We start from the raw sequence: 19,703 nt of genomic DNA on the forward strand, positions 1-19,703 counted from the left end.
TCACTATGAATGATAAGACAACGCTTTCCGATTTGACTAACCATCCGGAATTCAGCATGGGTGAAGAGGAACTGCTGGCGCGCACCGCGTGGTTTTATTACCACGACGGCCTGACCCAGAATGAAATTGGTGAACGGCTTGGTTTGACGCGGCTGAAAGTGTCACGCCTGCTGGAAAAAGGCCGACAGTCAGGGGTGATCCGCGTACAAATTAACTCGCGTTTTGAGGGGTGTTTATCGCTGGAAAACACACTGCTCAAACGCTTTGGTTTACAGCAGATCCGTGTGCTGCCCCAGTTGGCCGACGGTGCGTTGAGTGCAAGGCTGGGGATTGGCGCAGCGCACATGCTGATGGCATTGCTCAGGCCGGGGCAATTGCTGGCGGTGGGTTTTGGTGAAACGGCGATGAGCACGCTGCAACATCTGAGCGGGTTCATCTCCTCGCAGCAAATCCGCATGGTGACGCTTTCCGGCGGCGTCGGGCCTTATATGACCGGAATTGGTCAGCTTGACGCGGCGTGCGGTGTGAGCATTATTCCTGCGCCGCTGCGCGCATCATCAGCCAGCGTGGCGGCCATTTTTCGTCAGGAACGTAATGTCCACGATGTCATGCTGGCTGCCTGCGCGGCAGATATTGCGGTCGTCGGCATTGGTTCGCTGAACCAGAAACAGGATGCGACCATTTTACGCTCCGGTTATATCAGCGAAGGTGAGCAGCTATTATTTGGCCGAAAAGGCGCGGTCGGCGACATTCTCGGTTTCTTCATGCAGCGCAACGGTGAGCTGGCAGAAAACATGGCGATCCACGATGAGCTGATTGCCGTCGCGCCGGACGAACTGGCCAGCATTCCGACGGTGTTAGGCGTCGCAGGTGGTGTCGAGAAAGCCGAAGCCATCGTTGCGGCGCTGAAAGGCAAACGAATTAACGCACTGGTAACTGAAGAGAGCACAGCAAGAGCCATGCTGGCGCTGCTCGACTGACCCGCAGGGAGTGAGGGGCGTGGCGGTCAGGTAAACGGTGCCCGATAAACTGGCACGAGAGAACATTCTGATGACCTCTACCCTGAACTCTGATCACGATCGTAGCTACCTGATGGCGCTGGATGCGGGCACCGGCAGCATCCGCGCGGTGATTTTCAATTCCGAAGGCCAACAGATTGCTGCCGGACAGGCTGAATGGATCCATCTGGCGGTGCCAGATGTACCCGGTTCGATGGAGTTTGATCTGCAAAAAAACTGGCAACTGGCCTGCCAGTGTATCCGTCAGGCGTTGCAGGAGGCGCATCTTCCTGCCTCTGCGATCCGTGCCGTGGCGGCCTGCTCCATGCGCGAAGGCATCGTACTGTACGACAAATCCGGTGAGCCCCTCTGGGCCTGTGCCAATGTGGATGCCCGCGCCAGCCGTGAAGTTTCCGAATTAAAAGAGATCCATGATTTCGAATTTGAACGCGAAGTCTATGAATGCTCCGGTCAGACTCTGGCGCTGAGCGCCATGCCGCGTCTGCTGTGGCTGGCACATCACCGCCCGGACATTTACCGTCAGGCCGCCACCATCACCATGATCAGCGACTGGCTGGCGTACATGCTCAGCGGCGAACTGGCGGTTGATCCGTCAAATGCCGGCACGACCGGGATGCTGGATTTAGCCACCCGCAACTGGCGGCCTGAGCTGCTGGATATGGCCGGTCTGCGCGCCGATATGCTTTCTCCGGTGGCTGAAACCGGTACGCGCCTTGGTTATGTCACCGCCCGCGCGGCCGACGCTTGTGGTCTGACAGCCGGAACGCCGGTCGGCATGGGCGGCGGAGACGCACAACTGGGCACACTGGGACTCGGGCTGGTGCTCCCCGGCCAGACCGCCGTTCTCGGCGGCACGTTCTGGCAGCAAATCGTCAACCTGCCTCAGGCGGTCACCGATCCCGAAATGAATATCCGCGTCAATCCGCACGTCATTCCCGGCATGGCACAGGCGGAATCCATCAGTTTCTTCACCGGCCTGACCATGCGCTGGTTCCGCGACGCATTCTGTACCGAAGAGAAAACCATGGCGCACCGTCTTGGCGTAGACGCTTACAGCTTGCTGGAAGACATGGCCGCCCGCGTACCTGTCGGTGCCTGGGGCGTCACGCCAGTGTTCTCCGATGCCATGCATTTCAAAAACTGGTATCACGCGGCACCGTCATTCATCAATCTGTCTATCGATCCGGAAAAGTGCAATAAACCGGTACTCTTCCGTGCATTAGAAGAGAATGCCGCCATCGTCTCGGCCTGTAATCTGGATATGATCGCCCGGTTTTCCGGTGTACGTGCCCGTTCGCTGGTGTTTTCCGGTGGGGGTTCAAAAGGAAAATTATGGTGTCAGATTTTAAGTGACGTTACCGGTGTTCCGGTTCATGTGCCCGTGGTGAAAGAAGCCACCGCACTGGGTTGTGCAATTGCCGCAGGCGTTGCAGCAGGTCTCTACTCGTCCCTCGCTGAAACCGGCGAATCACTGGTGCGCTGGGAGCGAGAATATCAACCGGATGTCGCCAATCATGCAAAATATCTGGTGCAGAAAGCGAACTGGCAGGAAGTGTATGCGGATCAACTGGGACTGGTGGACAGGCAACTGACGACGTCGATGTGGAAAGCGCCAGGACTTTAAAGATAGTTTCGGAATGCTTCCTCCCCTGCGAAGGGGAGGAGTAATCCAAATCTGGCGTTATTTAACACTCGCCATCGGCGGATCCATCGCCACTTTGCCTTTCACGGCTTTGTTTTTCACTCTTCTCGACCACATCGCGGTCAGTATCGGCACGAGAACTGAAGTGACAATCACTGATGTGGCAACCAGCGCAGTGGCGGCCGGCGCAATCGGTTTAAACTGCGGCACCATTTCGGCAATCAGCACCGGTGTTGCCACGGCAGCACCGGCTGAACTGGAGGCCGCAATACCGGCTGTTCCGTCACCGCCTCCGATGAATTTATCGGCGAGGATCAGCGGAATACCCGTAATGACAATGACGGCTACGCCCAGTAATACGCCTAACAGACCGGTTTGCGCGATGACGGTCAGGTTGATGGTATTACCCAATGCGAAGGCGAAGAACGGGATCAGCGTTTGTACTGCTTTGCTGAAGAATTCACGCAGTTCAGGGTCGAGATTGCCTAAGCCGAAACCGACCAGAAATGGCAACACGGCGCCGACGAAGACGTGCGGTTCAAAAGAGGCGATACCGGCAGTGCCGAGGATCACCATGGTCATCAGCGGGCCGGATTCAAGAGACATCAGCACAAACGCGCCCGCCTCTTCTTTTGTGCCGTATTGTTGCATCACCGAGGCATACAGGCCACCGTTGGTCATATCCATTGATGCAACCAGCGCCAGCACCGAAAGCCCGGCGAAGAAGCCAAATTCCACACCGTTCTCCGGCATGAACCGTGATGCCACTGCCGCAACAATCCAGGCGACCGCTATCTTAGTGACAACCAGTGTGCCGGATTTACGCAATACCGTACCGGTTGCGCTGAGTTTGATGGAGGCACCCATGCAGAAAAACCACACCGCCAGAATCGGTACAGTACCGGTCATCAGTCCGTTGGTGAAGGAACCAAAATATTTACCGGAATCAGGCGCGAAGGTATGACACAAGGCACCGATAAAGAGAGGGACCAACATCATCCCGCCAGGGATTTTTTCTATCGCTCGTTTAATGTGCATAATTTTCACCTGATTTAAAAAGTAACAGACTCCGAATGCCGCTACGTTATCCATTTATCAGGCTGATAAAAGTGATTCACTTCATAAATTGAAACGATGTTTCTATTTTTTAGATCGCTAGTTTTATAAATTTATTTCGTCAATATTTGATTTCGGAGGGGAATCACATTTTCGAACTATTTGTACAAAAATTCTTAACGCACAAAAACAAAAAAGCCCGCAGCAGGGGTCTGTGCGGGCCGGGTGTCACGCAAGATATCAGCTCAGCGAGGAAGTGCCGAAAGCCTGCTGCCAGTCAGCATCAAACTTTTCCACCGCAGCCTGCACCGCTGGCGTGCTGAATAGCTGTTCAGCCACATCAACCGGCAACGTGATGGACTGACAGCCCGCCAGCAGACACTCTATGGCCTGACGCGGCGTTTTGAAACTCGCGGCCAGTACTTTTGATTGCGGCGCGTGCAGGCTCAGTAAGGTCTGTAAATCTTTCACCATGGCAATGCCGTCACCCCCCTGGGCATCAAGCCTGTTCACGTAAGGCGCGACATATTCCGCCCCGGCCAGTGCCGAGAGTAACCCCTGACCTGCCCCGTACACCGCGGTACCCAACGTCGGAACGTTCATGCCCTTGAGCTTTTTGATAGCTGCCAGACCTTCACCGGTCACCGGCACCTTCACCACTAAGCCGGACACCCGTTGTGTCAGTAACAACGCTTCTGCCACCATTTGTTCGGCATCAGCAGCCATCACCTGCGCGAATAGTTTACCGTTACCGCCCAGGGCATCACGCAGTGCAGGCAGCACTTCCCACAGCGATTTTCCTTCTTTTGCCACAATGCTCGGATTGGTGGTAACGCCCTGTAATGGCAGGATGCGCGATAAGCGTTTTACAGCGATGACATTGGCAGTATCGAGATAGAGCTCCATAACTTCCTTCCTGAACGTGTGAGTGAATGCAAAGTTCAGTGAGTGTACGCCTGGAAGCAGACGGTTTGTTGATCATCGTCAAAATCACTTTCGAATGAAAGATAGTAAATTACGAAAGAAGCATTAAACGCCAAGGAGCGTCGACATGATTTTCAATGTACAGCGTTATTCCACACATGATGGGCCAGGGATCCGCACGGTGGTTTTTCTGAAAGGTTGTTCCCTGAAATGTACCTGGTGCCAGAATCCGGAAAGCCGCTCCGCCACGGCTGACGTGCTGTACGACGCGCGTTTGTGCAGTGCGGATTGTCAGCACTGCGCAAAGACTTTTCCCCATGCGGTCAGCGTGGTAAATGGCAGGATTACGGTTCGCAGGGCGCAATTCCAGGCAGAAGATCTCTGTCAGATTGAACAGGTTTGCCCTTCCGGCGCGCTGAGTGTGTGCGGAGATAACGCGAATATTGACGCCCTGATGCAGCAAATCCTGCGGGATAAGCCTTTTTATACCCGCACCGGCGGCGGTGTAACGCTTTCCGGCGGCGAACCGTTTATGCAGCCACACACTGCACTGAACCTGCTGCAACGTTGCCGTCATGAAGGCCTGCATACCGCCGTGGAAAGCTGTCTGCATGTGCCGTGGCACTACATTCAACCCTCGCTGGGCGCGCTGGATTTAATGCTGGCCGATCTCAAGCATGTTGCCGATGAACCTTTCCGGCGCCTGACCGGGGGTTCCGCCAAAAGGGTGAAAGATAATTTCCGTCGTCTGGCCGCCGCCGGGCAAAAGCTTATCGTCCGCGTACCGTTAATTCCTGAGTTTAATGCTGATCGCGCTTCCATCCGCCAGATTGTTGATTTTGCCGCCAATGAAACCGGCTGCGAAGCTATCCATTTTTTGCCGTACCACACGCTGGGCATCAATAAATATGCCCTGCTGGGACAACCCTATCTGGCCCCGCGCCAGCCGTTAAATGACCCTGACCTGCTGACGTTTGCCGAAGAATACGCCACAGAAAAAGGACTTTGTGCACAGTTAAGAGGATAAGAAAAATGACCCAACTGAATCTGAACACCCTTTCGGCCCGTATTCTTTCTCACAAAGAAGCGCTGATCCACATCGTGAAGCCACCGGTGTGTACCGAGCGCGCACAGCACTACACGCAGATTTATCAACAGCATGCTGACAAACCGCTTGCCATTCGCCGGGCACTGGCACTGGCCGAACATTTGCGTCAACGTACTATCTGGATCAAACACGATGAGCTGATCGTCGGTAATCAGGCCAGCGAAGTGCGCGCTGCGCCGATTTTCCCGGAATACACGGTGGGCTGGATCGAAAGTGAAATTGATGCGCTTGCTGACCGGCCGGGTGCGGGTTTTGCAGTCAGTGAAGCCAATAAGAAAATCCTGCATGAAATCTGCCCGTGGTGGCGCGGCCAGACCGTACAGGACCGCTGCTACGGTATGTTCACTGATGAACAGAAAGCCCTGCTCGACAGTGGTATCGTGAAAGCTGAAGGCAATATGACCTCCGGCGATGCCCACCTGGCGGTGAATTTTCCGCTGTTGCTGCAGCTGGGTCTGGACGGGTTGCGCAGTAAGGTGGATGAGCGTCGCAGCCGCATTAAACTGACTGACTGGGAAGACCTGCATAAAGAACAACTGCTGAAAGCCATTGATATCACGCTGGCAGCTGTCAGCGATCACGTCGTGCGTTTCGCCCGGCTGGCGCGTGATATGGCTGCGACACAAACACGCGAGCCGCGCCGCAACGAGTTGCTGACGATCGCGGCTAACTGCGACGTCATTGCCCACCAGCCACCGCAAAACTTCTGGCAGGCATTACAACTGTGCTATTTCATCCAGTTGATTTTACAAATCGAATCCAACGGCCACTCAGTGTCATTCGGTCGTATGGATCAGTATCTTTATCCGTTCTGGCGTCGTGATGTCGAACTGGAACAAACGCTGGCGCATGACCAGGGCATTGAGCTGCTGCAAAGCTGCTGGCTGAAATTGCTGGAAGTCAACAAGATCCGCTCCGGTACACATTCCAAAGCCTCGGCGGGCAGCCCGCTGTACCAGAACGTCACCATCGGCGGACAGACTTTACATAATGATGTCGCCTGCGATGCTGTAAATCCGCTGTCATATGCCATTTTAGAATCCTGCGGACAATTGCGGTCCACTCAGCCCAATCTCAGCGTGCGCTATCACGCCGGAATGAGCAGTGATTTCCTTGATGCCTGCGTGCAGGTGATCCGCTGTGGTTTCGGCATGCCTGCCTTTAATAACGACGAAATTGTTATTCCTGAATTCATCAAACTGGGGGTCGAAAAACAGGATGCCTATGACTATGCTGCCATCGGCTGTATCGAAACGGCGGTCGGTGGCAAATGGGGCTATCGCTGTACCGGCATGAGTTTTATCAATTTTGCCCGCGTCATGCTTGCCGCACTGGAACAGGGGCACGATGCTAAGAGCCATACCCGTTTCCTGCCGCAGGAGCGTGGCTTGTCACAAGGGAATTTTGATAATTTCGAACAGGTGTTTGCACAATGGGACCAGCAGATCCGCTATTACACCCGCAAATCCATCGAAATTGAGTGTGTGGTAGATACCATTCTGGAAGAAAATGCGCAGGATATACTGTGTTCGGCACTGGTCGATGACTGTATCGAACGCGGGAAGACCATCAAGCAAGGCGGCGCAAAATACGACTGGGTTTCCGGTTTGCAGGTCGGGATCGCCAATCTGGGTAACAGTCTGGTGGCGGTGAAAAAACTGGTATTCGATCAGGGTGTGATCGGCCAGCAGGAACTGGCTCACGCACTGGCATCGGATTATGCGGGGCTGGACGGTGAACGACTGCGTCAGCGGCTGATTAACGGTGCAGAGAAATATGGCAACGATCATGATGAGGTCGATAATCTGCTGGTGCGTGCGTATCAGTGCTACATCGATGAACTGTCGAATTATCACAATACCCGTTTCGGACGCGGCCCGGTCGGTGGCACGTATTATGCGGGTACATCGTCTATTTCTGCCAATGTGCCGTTTGGTGCCGCCACCACGGCCACACCGGACGGACGTAAGGCTTTCACACCGCTGGCGGAAGGGGCCAGCCCGGCATCCGGCACCGATCATCTCGGGCCGACGGCCGTATTTAATTCTCTGGGTAAATTGCCGACAGCAGCTATTCTCGGCGGCGTACTGCTCAATCAGAAACTGAATCCGGCATCACTTGAAAATGAAAGCGATCGCGAGACGTTAATGCTGATGTTGCGGACATTCTTTGAGGAACATCGTGGCTGGCATGTTCAGTACAACATTGTTTCCCGTGAGACATTGCTGAAAGCCCGTGAGGAACCGCAGAATTATCGCGACCTTGTGGTACGAGTTGCGGGGTACTCGGCATTCTTTACGGCCTTATCCCCTGAGGCGCAGGATGATATTATCGCCCGTACTGAACATTCACTGTAAAGTTCGCATCTGAATTTTACTTTCTCCGGGCGGCGCAGGTCGCCCTTATTTTGGGCGGTTATGAACGACAGACAGCAAGTTATTTTGCAATGGGTCAATGATAAGCAACGCATCAGCGTCAGTGAGTTGTCACAGATTTGTCAGGTGTCGGAAGTGACGATCCGTCACGATCTTACATTGCTGGAACAGCGACATTACCTGCGACGTGCCCATGGTTTCGCTGTCGCGATCCAGACAGATGACGTGGATACCCGCATGATGTCGAACTTCGCGCAGAAACAAAAACTGGCGAAATTTGCAGCGTCACTGATCCATGACGGTGAAACCGTATTTTTCGAAAGCGGCAGCAGCATCGCCCTGCTGGCCCAATATCTTACCGACAAAAAAAATCTGACGGTGATTACCGTCAGTAGTTATGTCGCTTCTCTGCTGAAAAGTATGCCCTGTGACGTGGTTCTGCTTGGCGGGATGTATCAGAAAACCAGCCAGACCGTAGTCGGCCCGCTGACCAGACTGTGCCTGCAACAGATGAATTTCAGCAAAGCGTTCATGGGCATCGACGGCTTCACTGACACCACCGGTTTTACCGGCCGTGACATGTTACGTGCAGATGTGGTGAATGCAGTGGTGGCAAAAGGGGCGGAAAATATCGTTTTGACGGATTCATCGAAATTCGGTCAAATAAATCTCAACCCGCTCGGACCGGTCAGCGCCTTCAGCCAGGTCATCACTGACGACAAATTATTACCGGACTACCAGCAGCAACTTTCCGCCGCTGGAATTAAGGTCAGCCTGGTCGGCTGACCTTGGGTATAACGACGATCATTGACCATAGTAAGCGTTTTTGCCGTGTTTACGCAGGTAATGTTTATCCAGTAATTGCGGCTGCATATCGGGTAACTGCGGCGTTAACTGGCGGGAGAAGATGCCCATGTAGGCGACTTCCTCCAGCACTACAGCGTTATGCACGGCATTATCGGCATCTTTCCCCCAGGCAAACGGCCCGTGCGAATGCACCAGTACGGCCGGAATATCTGCCGGTGACAAATTTCTTTCTGCAAAAGTTTTGACGATCACTTCTCCGGTTTCCCATTCATAACGCCCGGCGATTTCCTCCTCGGTCATCAGCCGCGTGCAGGGGATATTACCGTAGAAGTAATCTGCATGGGTGGTGCCCCAGGCGGGGATGTCCAAACCGGCCTGCGCCCAGATGGTGGCGTGGCGCGAATGTGTATGGACAATACCCCCTGCTTCGGGGAAATTCAGATACAGCACCCGGTGGGTATCAGTATCCGAAGACGGCTTTTTACTGCCCTCGACGATTTTTCCTGTCTCCAGTTCTACCACCACCATGTCGTCCACACCCATGTGGTCATATTCCACGCCTGAGGGTTTAATCACGACCAGCCCAAGTTTGCGGTCAACGGCGCTGACATTTCCCCAGGTAAAGGTCACCAGATTATGGCGAGGCAGTGCCAGGTTAGCCTCTAATACCTGCTCTTTCAGTTGTCTTAGCATCGTGGTTTCCTCTTATTGCGATGCTTTATTGTCTGGGTGGCCGGTGGATGCAGGTATGGGGGAAATCGCTAAAGAGTACGTACAGTTCTGCTGCAAACGTAAAAGTGCCCGTTTGTTCTATAAACCGTTGAAGATCTGTCCAGCTCTTTAGTTTTTTGTGTGGTGAGGAAGAGCATCTTTAGTGAATTAAGATTATTCACCTAGTGAATAGATATCACTTTTATTATTTTTAACTCACGGATGCACAATTGCGTCTGGATAGGAGAAAAATTATGATGCTCGTAAATAAACGTGTTGCCAGTATTGCACTGGTTCTGACTCTGGCGATGTCTGTCAGCGCTTGTGGTAACTGGTCTAAGCGTGACCGTAACACCGCAATCGGTGCGGGTGCGGGTGCGCTGGGTGGTGCAGTGCTGACTGACGGCAGTACCTTAGGGACGTTAGGTGGCGCGGCAGTCGGTGGTATCGTCGGACACCAGGTCAGTAAATAAAACAACCGGGAGATGAATTCTATTTAACTGGCATCAAAAAACGTAAGCGTTAAGCAACGAATAAAGCTAAAAATAGGATTGGGTTGTTTTTCAGGTCAACTTTATTGTCATCACACAGATGACAAACAATGTGTTTTCGCGTTGTGATATCTCTAAAACCTAAAGCAAGATGCTGCACCTTTGCGGATGCAGCATCTTATTATGAACAGTCGATCATTTACCGGTCAATCAGCCACCCGCCAGTTTCACTTTCATTCCTTTCGCTTCCAGCAGCTGTTTAAGCAGGTCACGTTTATCGCCCTGGATCTCAATCACGCCGTCTTTCACAGCACCGCCACAACCGCATTTCTTTTTCAGTTCACCCGCAAGTTTTTCAAGTGCAATATCATCAAGATCGATACCGGTAATGAGGCTCACCCCCTTCCCTTTGCGCCCGCTTGTCTGGCGCTGAATACGCACTATACCGTCACCTTTCGGACGTTCCGTCACGGGTTTAGGCTCTTCAATTCTGCCGCTGTCGGTTGAATAAACTAAACGGCTGTTACTGTCATTGCTCATCGTATTTCCTTCTCAGCTCAATGAGGCAAGAATTTCACCTAAGGCCTGCGCCGGATCGGCAGCCTGCGTGATTGGACGACCAATCACCATATAGTCCACGCCCGCCGCCAGTGCTTGCTGGGGGGTCATGATACGACGCTGATCATCCGCTTTGCTGCCAGCCGGACGGATACCTGGCGTTACCAGTTTGAACGTCTGCCCGAGTGCGGATTTAAAGCGCGTCGCTTCCTGCGCGGAACACACAACACCGTCAAGGCCGCAGTCGCGAGTCAGGCGCGCCAGACGTTCAGCATAATCAGCCGGAGAAAGTTCGATACCTAAATCCGCCAGATCGCTGTCTTCCATACTGGTCAGCACGGTAACGGCAATCAGTAACGGCGCTTCTTTACCAAAAGGTGCCAGCGCTTCTTTGGCCGCCGTCATCATGCGAGCCCCCCCGCTGGCATGCACGTTCACCATCCAGACCCCCAGTTCTGCCGCAGCAGCCACAGCGCGCGCGGTGGTGTTAGGAATATCGTGGAATTTCAGATCCAGAAAGACGTCGAAACCACGGTTTTGCAGATCTTTGATCATCTGCGGACCAAAATGGGTAAACATCTCTTTGCCAATTTTCAGACGGCAATCACGTGGATCTATTTTGTCGGCGAAGGCCAGTGCCGAAGATTTATCTGCGTAATCGAGAGCGACAACAATTGGCGATGTATATAAGTCTTTGTTGTTGCTGTTATTTATGGACTTCATTTCGTCAGCCTCTTGTCAGTTTTTAAATCAGGAAGGAAAAATATCATTTTTGCCGCCCGCATTTTACATGGCAAGTCACTGAATTCACAGCTACACCTAATGTGACAGTTTTATTAAATTTTTGTGATGCACTAGACGACGCAACAAGGCTGGCATAGCTTGTTCATTTTACTCTAAGGAAAGGCTGAAAAATGAGTGAGATAACTACCCTGACCGTTAAAATCCCGGTTGAATTAAAAGAACTGATCAAAAACGCCGCTGCCGACGCGGAACATTCATTAAGTGCAGAAGTCGCGGCACGCCTGGAAGAGAGTTTTAACCCTGCTGCGCCGAAAGGTAAAAAAGCCGCAAAAGCCACTGAACACGAAATTGATAATCAGCATCTTGCAGAAGAGACGGAACCGGCACTGACCACCAAAGAAATCAAGAAATTACGCACCTTACTCAGTGCACGTAAAACAAGCAGCAAGAAAAAGTAAAAGTCATCCCGCTCCCCTTAATAATTCGCGTTACCCGGCACATGGACGAAACCCGAATCACTGCGTCATGTCAGTGATTCGGGTGGGAAAATGTCGCTGACACCTCAGCAATACGAACAGGACAGAGGAAATTATTGGCCGTCCAGGCCCCGGATTGGCTTTATCGTCGCCCAGCCACGGCATGACGGGCAATGCCAGTACAGCGAATGCGCGGTAAAACCGCATTTATGGCAACGATAGCGTGGCTTGGTGCGGATCTGTTCACCCACCATATCCCGCAGCAATACCAGACTCTCTTTCGCACGCCCTTCTTCCGCATCTGCCAGATGGTAATCCATCAGATGATGGAACACCCGCATGGTCGGATGGCGTTGCAACTGGCGGTTGATATAGCTTTGCGCGGTCTCACGCCCTTCTTCCTCATGGATGATTTCAGCCAGCAACAGCTCTGCCGTAGCGCCGGTATTTTCGTCCACGCAACGTTTGAGGAACTCCGCCCATGCCAGCGTATCGTCAAGATTCTGGTAACACTCCTGCAGCATTGGCAACGCTTCGCTGACCAGCTCTTTATCCTGTTCCAGCACACGTTGTAAGGCTTCCGTCGCTTTGCGGTATTCACCCTGCGCCAGGAAGATTCGTCCCTGCATAATTGAAACACGTGCACAAAGTTTGTCTGCTGCTGCAGCTTTCTTCAGTAAGCCGGTCGCCTTATCGAAGTCTTCCGAAACCATCGCCTGCAATGCCAGCTCACACCAGAAATGCGCAATTTCTTTGCGCCGATTTTCTTTACCGAGCTTAACCAGACGTTCTGCCACGTCGATGGCGTTCTGCCAGTCGCTGGTGGCCTGATGAATAATCAACAGCTGTTCCAGCGCAAACAGCTGGAAATCCTGCTCTTTCACCAGCTGGTTGAACATGTCTTCCGCACGGTCATAGAAACCGGCAGCCATATAATCGCGTCCCAGTTGCTGTATGGCGAGCAGCCGCTGTTCGAAAGTCAGCGAAGCGCTTTCCATCAGTGACTGGTGAATACGGATCGCGCGATCAACTTCACCGCGGGAGCGGAACAGGTTACCCAGAGTCAGGTGCGCTTCGACCGTACTGCTGTCCTCTTTCAACATTTCGAGGAACAGGTCGACCGCTTTATCCTGCTGATTGGAAAGCAGGAAGTTAACGCCCGCGACGTATTCACGTGACAGGCGGTTAGCATTTTCCTGTTTGTCCTGCTGAGAACTTCTGCGCCCCATATACCAGCCATAAGCGGCCGCAACGGGCAACAACAGAAACAGCAGTTCTAACATAGAGGATTATTCCTTGCTGACATCGTAAGATGCTGTGGGCGGCGTAACGGCAGCCGCGGGTTCGATTTGTTGCTCAAGGCGTTTGATTTTACGCTGGGCACGACCCAGTGACAGACGTACGCGCAGATAGAACAAACCACAGATTATCCAGCCAAGAATAAAACCGGTCGCGAACAGTACGGCAAGCAGTGTGGAAACACGGTAGTCCCCCTGCGCCAGCAAATAATTGAAGGTCACAGTCTGATCGTTATGGGCACCCAGGGTGATAGAAATCACAACGATGACCAGCAAAAATAAAAAAATCAGCAGATATTTCACATTCATTCCTGTAATGCCGGATGTACCGGATGAATTATGCCAAAAACTCTCGTTCCGACCTAATAAGTTAGCATTTCCGCACAAAGCAGGGAAACATTGCGAAGGCTTTAAATGCAGTCTGTAGAGACTTTATTCGACATTTTTGTGGTGCCGTGAACACCACCGCAATCTGGACTATGAAAAATATATGGGGATGAAAACGATGAATTAAAGGGGGGCAGAACAAGCCCCCTGAGGTTTCGGACCGTCTGGGATCAGAAGCCGTGACTATTCTCGCTCGCTGATTTCCCGCTTTTCTGCCGGTGGCGGTGTCAGCGGTCCGACATAACGCTCTGTCAGCCAGCAGGCCAGCATGACCAGAAGCCAGCTGATGCCTACAGATGCCATCAGGTCACGCGGCCAGTGCATGCCAAGCATCAGTCTGCTGCCCATCACCACTACCGCCCACACCATCAGCACGGTGACCGTTTTATAGTGTTTACGCTGCCATAAAAGACCGATACCCAGTAAAGCCCAGGTCGCGGCAAACATCGTGTGGCCTGAAGGGAACGCGTACCCTGTGTCGTTCTGCCAGCTTTTGTTCAGCCAGTGCGGGATTTGCGCATTATCGCCCAGGATGTCTTTCACCTGTCGTGCACGTGCTTTATTTTTCAGGGCGTAAAACTCACCGATGTTCATTTGATGGTCCGCCCCCAGCCATGCGACATACGGCCGGGGCTCGCGGACTTCACCTTTGATAAAATCTTTAACATACTGACCGGCCAGCAATGATAAGACGATGATCACCACCAGCACGGCTGCCGGTTTAAGCCTGAATCTCAGGCACCACAGAACCCAGCCGCAGAGGATCACAGTAGTCAAAATTCCCCATGGCTCACTCACCGTTTCCGTGACCCAATAAAGCGGACGTAGCACGGCGGGGTCACCACCCGGTGTCCACATCCAGCCGCTTATCCACACCGCAGCGGGCATCAGTAATAAAAGAACAGCTCCCAGCGCGGTGCGTCTGGCGATATCAAACATAATCGTCCCTTCAGTCATGCGAAAAAGAGTTGGAGTGTAGCAACGTTATTATTGCTTAACATTCCTTTGACGTGAGTTGTTGAAGAAGCGGTTATAATTCATAAGTTATGAACTAATCGTTCAAATATTCCCGCTAAACTGTGACCCAAACTGTGGCAAAATGATGCCTGTCATGATGGAAAGGCACCGATTCCCTATCCAGAGGCCGCATCGGAAAGTAGGATGCGCATCAACAAGTAAAATATTTACTGTAAATAAAGACTATTTGTGGTTTTTTTGGAGCGTAAAATGCAGCTGAAACGGGTGGCAGAAGCCAATCTGCCAACACCTTGGGGCGATTTCCTGATGGTGGGTTTTGAAGAATTGGCCACCGGACACGACCATCTGGCGTTAGTTTTTGGCGATATCACTGGCGATACGCCGGTTCTCGCGCGCGTTCACTCCGAGTGTCTGACTGGTGATGCCTTATTCAGCCTGCGCTGTGACTGCGGCTTTCAGCTCGAAGCTGCACTGAATCATATCGCTGAAGAAGGCCGGGGCATCCTGATGTATCACCGTCAGGAAGGCCGTAACATCGGTTTGCTGAATAAAATCCGCGCATACGCTTTACAGGACAAAGGCTACGACACGGTCGAGGCTAATCATCAGCTCGGGTTCGCCGCAGATGAGCGTGACTTCACGCTGTGCGCCGACATGTTCAAGCTGCTGGGCGTGGATTCAGTGCGCCTGCTGACCAACAATCCGAAAAAAGTTGAAATTCTGACCGAAGCTGGCATTAACATCACCGAACGCGTTCCGCTGATCGTTGGTCGTAATCCGGAAAACGAACGTTACCTGTCGACTAAAGCCGCCAAAATGGGCCACCTGCTCGATAAATAAGGCTGTTATAGTGCGATGAAAATATTAAGGGCACCTTAAGAAGGTGCCCTTTTTGATCGGCAGAAGAACAGATATTACAGCATCTTGCGGATCACATAATGCAAAATACCGCCGTTCTGGAAATACGTCAGCTCATTGCCGGTATCGATCCGACAACGTGCATCGATCGTTTCAGTATGGCCATCGGCGAAAGTGATATGTACCGCGACATCCTGCCCCGGCGTCAGGGTTTGCAATCCGCTGATGCTGATCTGCTCATCGCCGGTGAGTTTCAGCGTTTTGCGCGTCACACCCTGCGGGAACTCAAGCGGTAAAATCCCCATTCCGATCAGATTCGAACGGTGAATACGCTCGAATGATTCGGCGATAACCACACGAACGCCCAGCAGTCGCGGGCCTTTGGCCGCCCAGTCACGGCTTGAACCTGAACCGTACTCTTTACCGGCAATCACAGCGGTCGGCACATTTTCATGCTGATAGCGCATCGCCGCATCGTAAATCGCCAGCTGATCCTGCGACGGAATATGACGTGTATAACCGCCCTCCACACCCGGCACCATTTCATTTTTGATGCGGATATTGGCGAACGTTCCGCGCATCATCACTTCGTGGTTACCACGCCGTGAACCATAGGAGTTAAAGGCTTTCGGCTCGACCCCATGCTGGGTCAGGTACAGACCAGCCGGACTGTCAGCCTTGATATTCCCGGCAGGCGAAATGTGGTCGGTGGTCACTGAATCCGCCAGAATCGCCAGTATTCGCGCATCCTTGATATCTTCCAGTGCATCTGGCTCAGCCTTCATATCACTGAAGAACGGCGGATGGCGGATGTAGGTAGAATCTTCCTGCCAGGTGTAAGTTGGCGTACCTTCAACCTGGATCGACTGCCAGTTCGCATCGCCGTTAAACACCTCGGCGTACTCTTTATGAAACATGTCTGTCGTCACCTGTGCGACTGCATTGGCGATATCGTTGGCCGACGGCCAGATATCTCTCAGGTAAACAGGCTTGCCATCAGCCCCATCCCCCAGAGGATCCTGCGTCAGGTCGACATTCATATTACCGGCAAGCGCATACGCCACCACCAGCGGCGGCGAGGCAAGCCAGTTGGTTTTAATCAGCGGATGAATACGCCCTTCAAAGTTTCGGTTGCCGGAAAGCACGGCTCCGACGGTTAAATCACCCGCTTTGATCGCTGACTCAACGGGTTCCGGCAGCGGCCCGGAGTTACCAATACAGGTCGTACAGCCGTAGCCCACCAGATTAAAACCCAGTTTCTCCAGGTGTGTCATCAGACCTGCCGCATTAAGATAATCGGTCACTACTTTGGAACCTGGTGCCAGCGATGTTTTTACCCACGGCTTGCTGGCCAGGCCTTTTTCAGCGGCATTCTTCGCCAGCAGACCGGCCGCCATCAGCACGCTCGGGTTTGAAGTATTGGTACAAGAGGTGATTGCCGCAATCACTACCGCACCGGTGGTCAGCGAATAATGCTGGCCTTCCAGCGTGAAACTTTCTTTATCGCTACGCCCCGGCTTACTGTTACCCAACTCCAGTTCAGTCGCCGCTTTGAATGCTTTCGGTACATTGGGCAGCGCGACACGATCCTGAGGACGTTTCGGCCCGGCCAGACTCGGCTCTACGTCGCCCATGTCCAGCGCCAGGGTACTGGTGAATACCGGCTCGTCACCGGGATGGCGCCATAAACCCTGAGCCTGAGAATAGGCTTTGACCAGTTCGATTTGTTCGTCACTGCGGCCACTGAGCTTCATGTAACTCAGCGTCACATCATCTACCGGGAAGAAGCCGCAGGTTGCACCGAATTCCGGCGACATATTGGCAATGGTCGCGCGATCAGCCAGAGGTAAGTCCGCCAGGCCATCACCGTAGAATTCGACAAATTTCCCCACCACGCCGTGTTTACGCAGCATCTGGGTGACCGTCAACACCAGGTCAGTCGCGGTAATGCCTTCACGTAATTTACCGGTCAGTTTGAAACCCACAACGTCCGGGATCAACATGGAAACCGGCTGCCCGAGCATCGCGGCTTCGGCTTCGATACCGCCACAACCCCAGCCCAGAATCCCCAGACCGTTAATCATCGTGGTATGGGAATCTGTCCCGACCAGGGTGTCAGGATAAGCGACCGTTTTACCCTCCTGTTCTTCATACCAGACAGTTTGTCCGAGATATTCAAGATTGACCTGATGACAAATCCCGGTACCCGGCGGCACAACGCGGAAACGGTTAAAGGCTTTTTGCCCCCAGCGCAGGAACTGGTAGCGCTCTTTGTTGCGCTCCATTTCGAGACGCACATTCTCACTGAATGCCTCATCATCACCGAATTCATCGACAGTTACCGAGTGGTCGATAACCAGATCAACAGGTGACAGAGGATTGACCTGATCGACATTCCCGCCAAGGCGTTTTACCGCCTGACGCATCGCGGCCAGATCGACGATAGCGGGTACACCCGTAAAATCCTGCATCAGCACCCGCGCCGGACGATAAGCAATTTCGCGGTCGGCATGACCGGTTTTTTGCCATTCGACCAGCCCCTGCAGATCATTTTCGGTGACAGTGTCACCATCGACGTGGCGCAGTAAATTTTCGAGTAATACCTTGAGGGATTTTGGCAGACGCTGAATATCACCCAGCGTTTTGGCCGCGAGTGGCAGGCTGTAGTAGTAGAATTCTTTCTCCCGGACTGCCAGCTTATCCAGACTGTTCTTGCGAATAGACGACATAGCTTCTCCTTTAGCGCTCAGCGTGGCCATGCGTAATAACCCGCTGGCTTATAAGTGCATACTTAAAGATAACACAATTTATCGTTAACATTTTTATAACAGCTCAAACTGATCATCAGGCAAAAAAAATCCCGCCGCATCGGGTAAGGATGCAACGGGATCAGAGAGGCGCTACGTTTGTGACGACTTATTTTGTCGGCAGCTTGATGTCCTTGAACATCTCTTCAATATCTTCGTTGGAGCGCAGGGAAATAGCCGTATCCACCACGTCACGCGTCAGATGTGGCGCAAAGCGCTGGATGAAATCATACATGTAGCTGCGCAGGAATGTACTGCGGCGGAAGCCGATTTTGGTGGTGCTGTAGGTGAAAATATCACTCGCATCCACGGTCACCAGATCCGGATCCTGGATCGGATCAACCGCCATGCTGGCAATGACACCCACGCCCAGTCCCAGACGAACATAAGTCTTAATCACGTCAGCATCTGTGGCGGTGAATACAATGCGTGGCGTCAGGCCGGCGCGGTTAAATGCAGTATCGAGTTCTGAACGGCCGGTGAAGCCGAAGGTATAAGTCACAATCGGATAGGCTGCCAGTTCTTCAATGGTGACCTTCTCTTTACCCGCCAGCGGATGATCAGGCTGAACCACCACGGCACGGTTCCAGTGATAGCAAGGCAGCATGATCAGATCGTCATATAAATGGAGCGCTTCGGTAGCGATCGCGAAATCCGCATTGCCTTTCGAAACCGCTTCAGCAATCTGCGTCGGCGATCCCTGATGCATATGCAATGAAACACGGGGGTAACGCTCGATAAAACCTTTAATTACATTCGGTAAAGCATAACGTGCCTGCGTGTGTGTCGTCGCCACATACAACGAACCTTTGTCCGGATAGGTATGCTCACCGGCAACGGCTTTGATCGCATCCACTTTAGACAACACTTCACGGGCAATACGGATGATTTCCTGCCCTGCCGGTGTGACTTGCGTCAGATGTTTTCCACTGCGGGAAAAAATCTGGATCCCCAGTTCATCTTCCAGCATCCGCACCTGTTTGCTGATCCCGGGCTGCGACGTGTACAGGCCTTCTGCCGTCGAACTGACGTTCAGATTGTGATTAACAACCTCTACGATATAGCGCAGTTGCTGCAATTTCATATCTCATACCATCCTAGTTTTCGCACCCTGCCGTCATCCCTGTTCACCCGGGGGCTGAACAGACTGAAATAATTTTATAATGAATGCCGGTAGTCTGTTAACGAACGTTATTTATGCCCCAGATGCATTAACTTATTACCTGAATGCATAAGAATAAATTTTATATAACAATTATATCAATAATTAACGCGTTGTATAGCCAGAGAACATAATGACAATTGCAGGCAGCGCTGCCCTGATAAGAAAAACAGCAAATCAGGGTCGATGATAGATCTGAATGCAATAAAAAAACCAGCCCGGAGGACTGGTTTTTTACACCTGCTTAACAGAGTGAAATAAATCTGTTATCGCCTAAATAATTCGAGTTGCAGGAAGGCGAC

At 52.5% G+C, this 19,703-nt stretch carries 18 protein-coding genes; 8 read left to right on the forward strand and 10 right to left on the reverse strand.

All coding sequences use genetic code 11. The features are described from left to right. Window positions 1-5 precede the first annotated feature (5 nt). Both lsrR and lsrK read left to right on the forward strand, forming a co-directional pair. Window positions 6-980 (forward strand): transcriptional regulator LsrR, encoded by a 975-nt coding sequence (gene lsrR / locus ACOZIO_RS03125; RefSeq protein ID WP_129951539.1) that lies wholly within the window; start codon window positions 6-8, stop codon window positions 978-980. Between the two features lie 70 nt (window positions 981-1,050). Continuing rightward, entirely contained in the window at window positions 1,051-2,643 is a 1,593-nt protein-coding gene (gene lsrK / locus ACOZIO_RS03130; RefSeq protein WP_421595001.1) for an autoinducer-2 kinase, read from the forward strand. 57 nt (window positions 2,644-2,700) lie between these two features. Here the strand turns inward: lsrK and kdgT are convergent, their stop codons facing one another. Both kdgT and fsa read right to left on the reverse strand, forming a co-directional pair. Further along, window positions 2,701-3,699, reverse strand: coding sequence for a 2-keto-3-deoxygluconate transporter (gene kdgT, locus ACOZIO_RS03135; protein ID WP_129951541.1), 999 nt, complete (start codon window positions 3,697-3,699; stop codon window positions 2,701-2,703). A 258-nt stretch (window positions 3,700-3,957) separates the two neighbouring features. Next, window positions 3,958-4,623 carry a fructose-6-phosphate aldolase gene (fsa, locus tag ACOZIO_RS03140; RefSeq protein ID WP_129951542.1) on the reverse strand — a complete coding sequence of 222 codons (666 nt, stop codon included), beginning with the start codon at window positions 4,621-4,623 and terminating at the stop codon, window positions 3,958-3,960. Window positions 4,624-4,768: 145 nt separating this feature from the next. Between fsa and ACOZIO_RS03145 the strand changes: the two genes are divergently transcribed. The 3 genes from ACOZIO_RS03145 to ACOZIO_RS03155 are packed head-to-tail and all read left to right on the forward strand — an operon-like array spanning window position 4,769 to window position 8,910. Next, window positions 4,769-5,668: a glycyl-radical enzyme activating protein gene (locus tag ACOZIO_RS03145; protein ID WP_129951543.1), complete on the forward strand. Its 900-nt coding sequence runs from the start codon at window positions 4,769-4,771 to the stop codon at window positions 5,666-5,668. 5 nt (window positions 5,669-5,673) lie between these two features. After that, the gene (locus ACOZIO_RS03150; RefSeq protein WP_421594926.1) at window positions 5,674-8,106 is read left to right on the forward strand and encodes a formate C-acetyltransferase/glycerol dehydratase family glycyl radical enzyme; all 2,433 of its coding nucleotides are present in this window, start codon (window positions 5,674-5,676) and stop codon (window positions 8,104-8,106) included. Between the two features lie 60 nt (window positions 8,107-8,166). Next, a complete protein-coding gene (locus tag ACOZIO_RS03155) occupies window positions 8,167-8,910 on the forward strand; it encodes a DNA-binding transcriptional regulator YciT (protein ID WP_129990386.1) in 744 nt (247 codons plus the stop codon). Window positions 8,911-8,928: 18 nt separating this feature from the next. Here the strand turns inward: ACOZIO_RS03155 and araD are convergent, their stop codons facing one another. After that, on the reverse strand, window positions 8,929-9,624 hold the full coding sequence (gene araD / locus ACOZIO_RS03160) for an L-ribulose-5-phosphate 4-epimerase (RefSeq protein WP_129990387.1): 696 nt from the start codon (window positions 9,622-9,624) through the stop codon (window positions 8,929-8,931). Between the two features lie 272 nt (window positions 9,625-9,896). Between araD and osmB the strand changes: the two genes are divergently transcribed. After that, window positions 9,897-10,115: an osmotically-inducible lipoprotein OsmB gene (osmB, locus tag ACOZIO_RS03165; RefSeq protein ID WP_015697121.1), complete on the forward strand. Its 219-nt coding sequence runs from the start codon at window positions 9,897-9,899 to the stop codon at window positions 10,113-10,115. A 228-nt stretch (window positions 10,116-10,343) separates the two neighbouring features. On the opposite strand, the gene yciH is transcribed toward osmB, so the two are convergent. Then, window positions 10,344-10,673 (reverse strand): stress response translation initiation inhibitor YciH, encoded by a 330-nt coding sequence (yciH, locus tag ACOZIO_RS03170; RefSeq protein ID WP_129951547.1) that lies wholly within the window; start codon window positions 10,671-10,673, stop codon window positions 10,344-10,346. A gap of 12 nt (window positions 10,674-10,685) precedes the next feature. Further along, the gene (gene pyrF, locus ACOZIO_RS03175) at window positions 10,686-11,414 is read right to left on the reverse strand and encodes an orotidine-5'-phosphate decarboxylase (protein ID WP_217218977.1); all 729 of its coding nucleotides are present in this window, start codon (window positions 11,412-11,414) and stop codon (window positions 10,686-10,688) included. Window positions 11,415-11,605: 191 nt separating this feature from the next. Here pyrF and ACOZIO_RS03180 point away from each other — a divergent pair, with 191 nt between their 5' ends. After that, window positions 11,606-11,893, forward strand: a complete 288-nt coding sequence (locus ACOZIO_RS03180) for a hypothetical protein (RefSeq protein ID WP_015697118.1) — start codon at window positions 11,606-11,608, stop codon at window positions 11,891-11,893. Between the two features lie 131 nt (window positions 11,894-12,024). Here ACOZIO_RS03180 and lapB read toward each other — a convergent pair whose 3' ends face one another. The 3 genes from lapB to pgpB form a co-directional block, all read right to left on the reverse strand. Continuing rightward, entirely contained in the window at window positions 12,025-13,194 is a 1,170-nt protein-coding gene (lapB, locus tag ACOZIO_RS03185; protein WP_129951549.1) for a lipopolysaccharide assembly protein LapB, read from the reverse strand. Between the two features lie 6 nt (window positions 13,195-13,200). Beyond that, on the reverse strand, window positions 13,201-13,512 hold the full coding sequence (locus ACOZIO_RS03190) for a LapA family protein (RefSeq protein WP_129951550.1): 312 nt from the start codon (window positions 13,510-13,512) through the stop codon (window positions 13,201-13,203). Between the two features lie 267 nt (window positions 13,513-13,779). Then, window positions 13,780-14,535: a phosphatidylglycerophosphatase B gene (pgpB, locus tag ACOZIO_RS03195; RefSeq protein ID WP_129951551.1), complete on the reverse strand. Its 756-nt coding sequence runs from the start codon at window positions 14,533-14,535 to the stop codon at window positions 13,780-13,782. Window positions 14,536-14,823: 288 nt separating this feature from the next. Between pgpB and ribA the strand changes: the two genes are divergently transcribed. After that, window positions 14,824-15,414 (forward strand): GTP cyclohydrolase II, encoded by a 591-nt coding sequence (gene ribA, locus ACOZIO_RS03200; protein ID WP_129951552.1) that lies wholly within the window; start codon window positions 14,824-14,826, stop codon window positions 15,412-15,414. A 74-nt stretch (window positions 15,415-15,488) separates the two neighbouring features. Here the strand turns inward: ribA and acnA are convergent, their stop codons facing one another. Both acnA and cysB read right to left on the reverse strand, forming a co-directional pair. Next, complete coding sequence (gene acnA, locus ACOZIO_RS03205) at window positions 15,489-18,161, reverse strand: aconitate hydratase AcnA (protein ID WP_421594927.1); 2,673 nt, start codon at window positions 18,159-18,161, stop codon at window positions 15,489-15,491. Between the two features lie 187 nt (window positions 18,162-18,348). Then, a complete protein-coding gene (gene cysB / locus ACOZIO_RS03210) occupies window positions 18,349-19,323 on the reverse strand; it encodes an HTH-type transcriptional regulator CysB (protein WP_129951554.1) in 975 nt (324 codons plus the stop codon). Window positions 19,324-19,703 lie beyond the last annotated feature (380 nt).

It is taken from the genome of Rahnella sp. PD4, from assembly GCF_049199325.1.
Classification (GTDB): Bacteria; Pseudomonadota; Gammaproteobacteria; order Enterobacterales; family Enterobacteriaceae; genus Rahnella; species Rahnella perminowiae.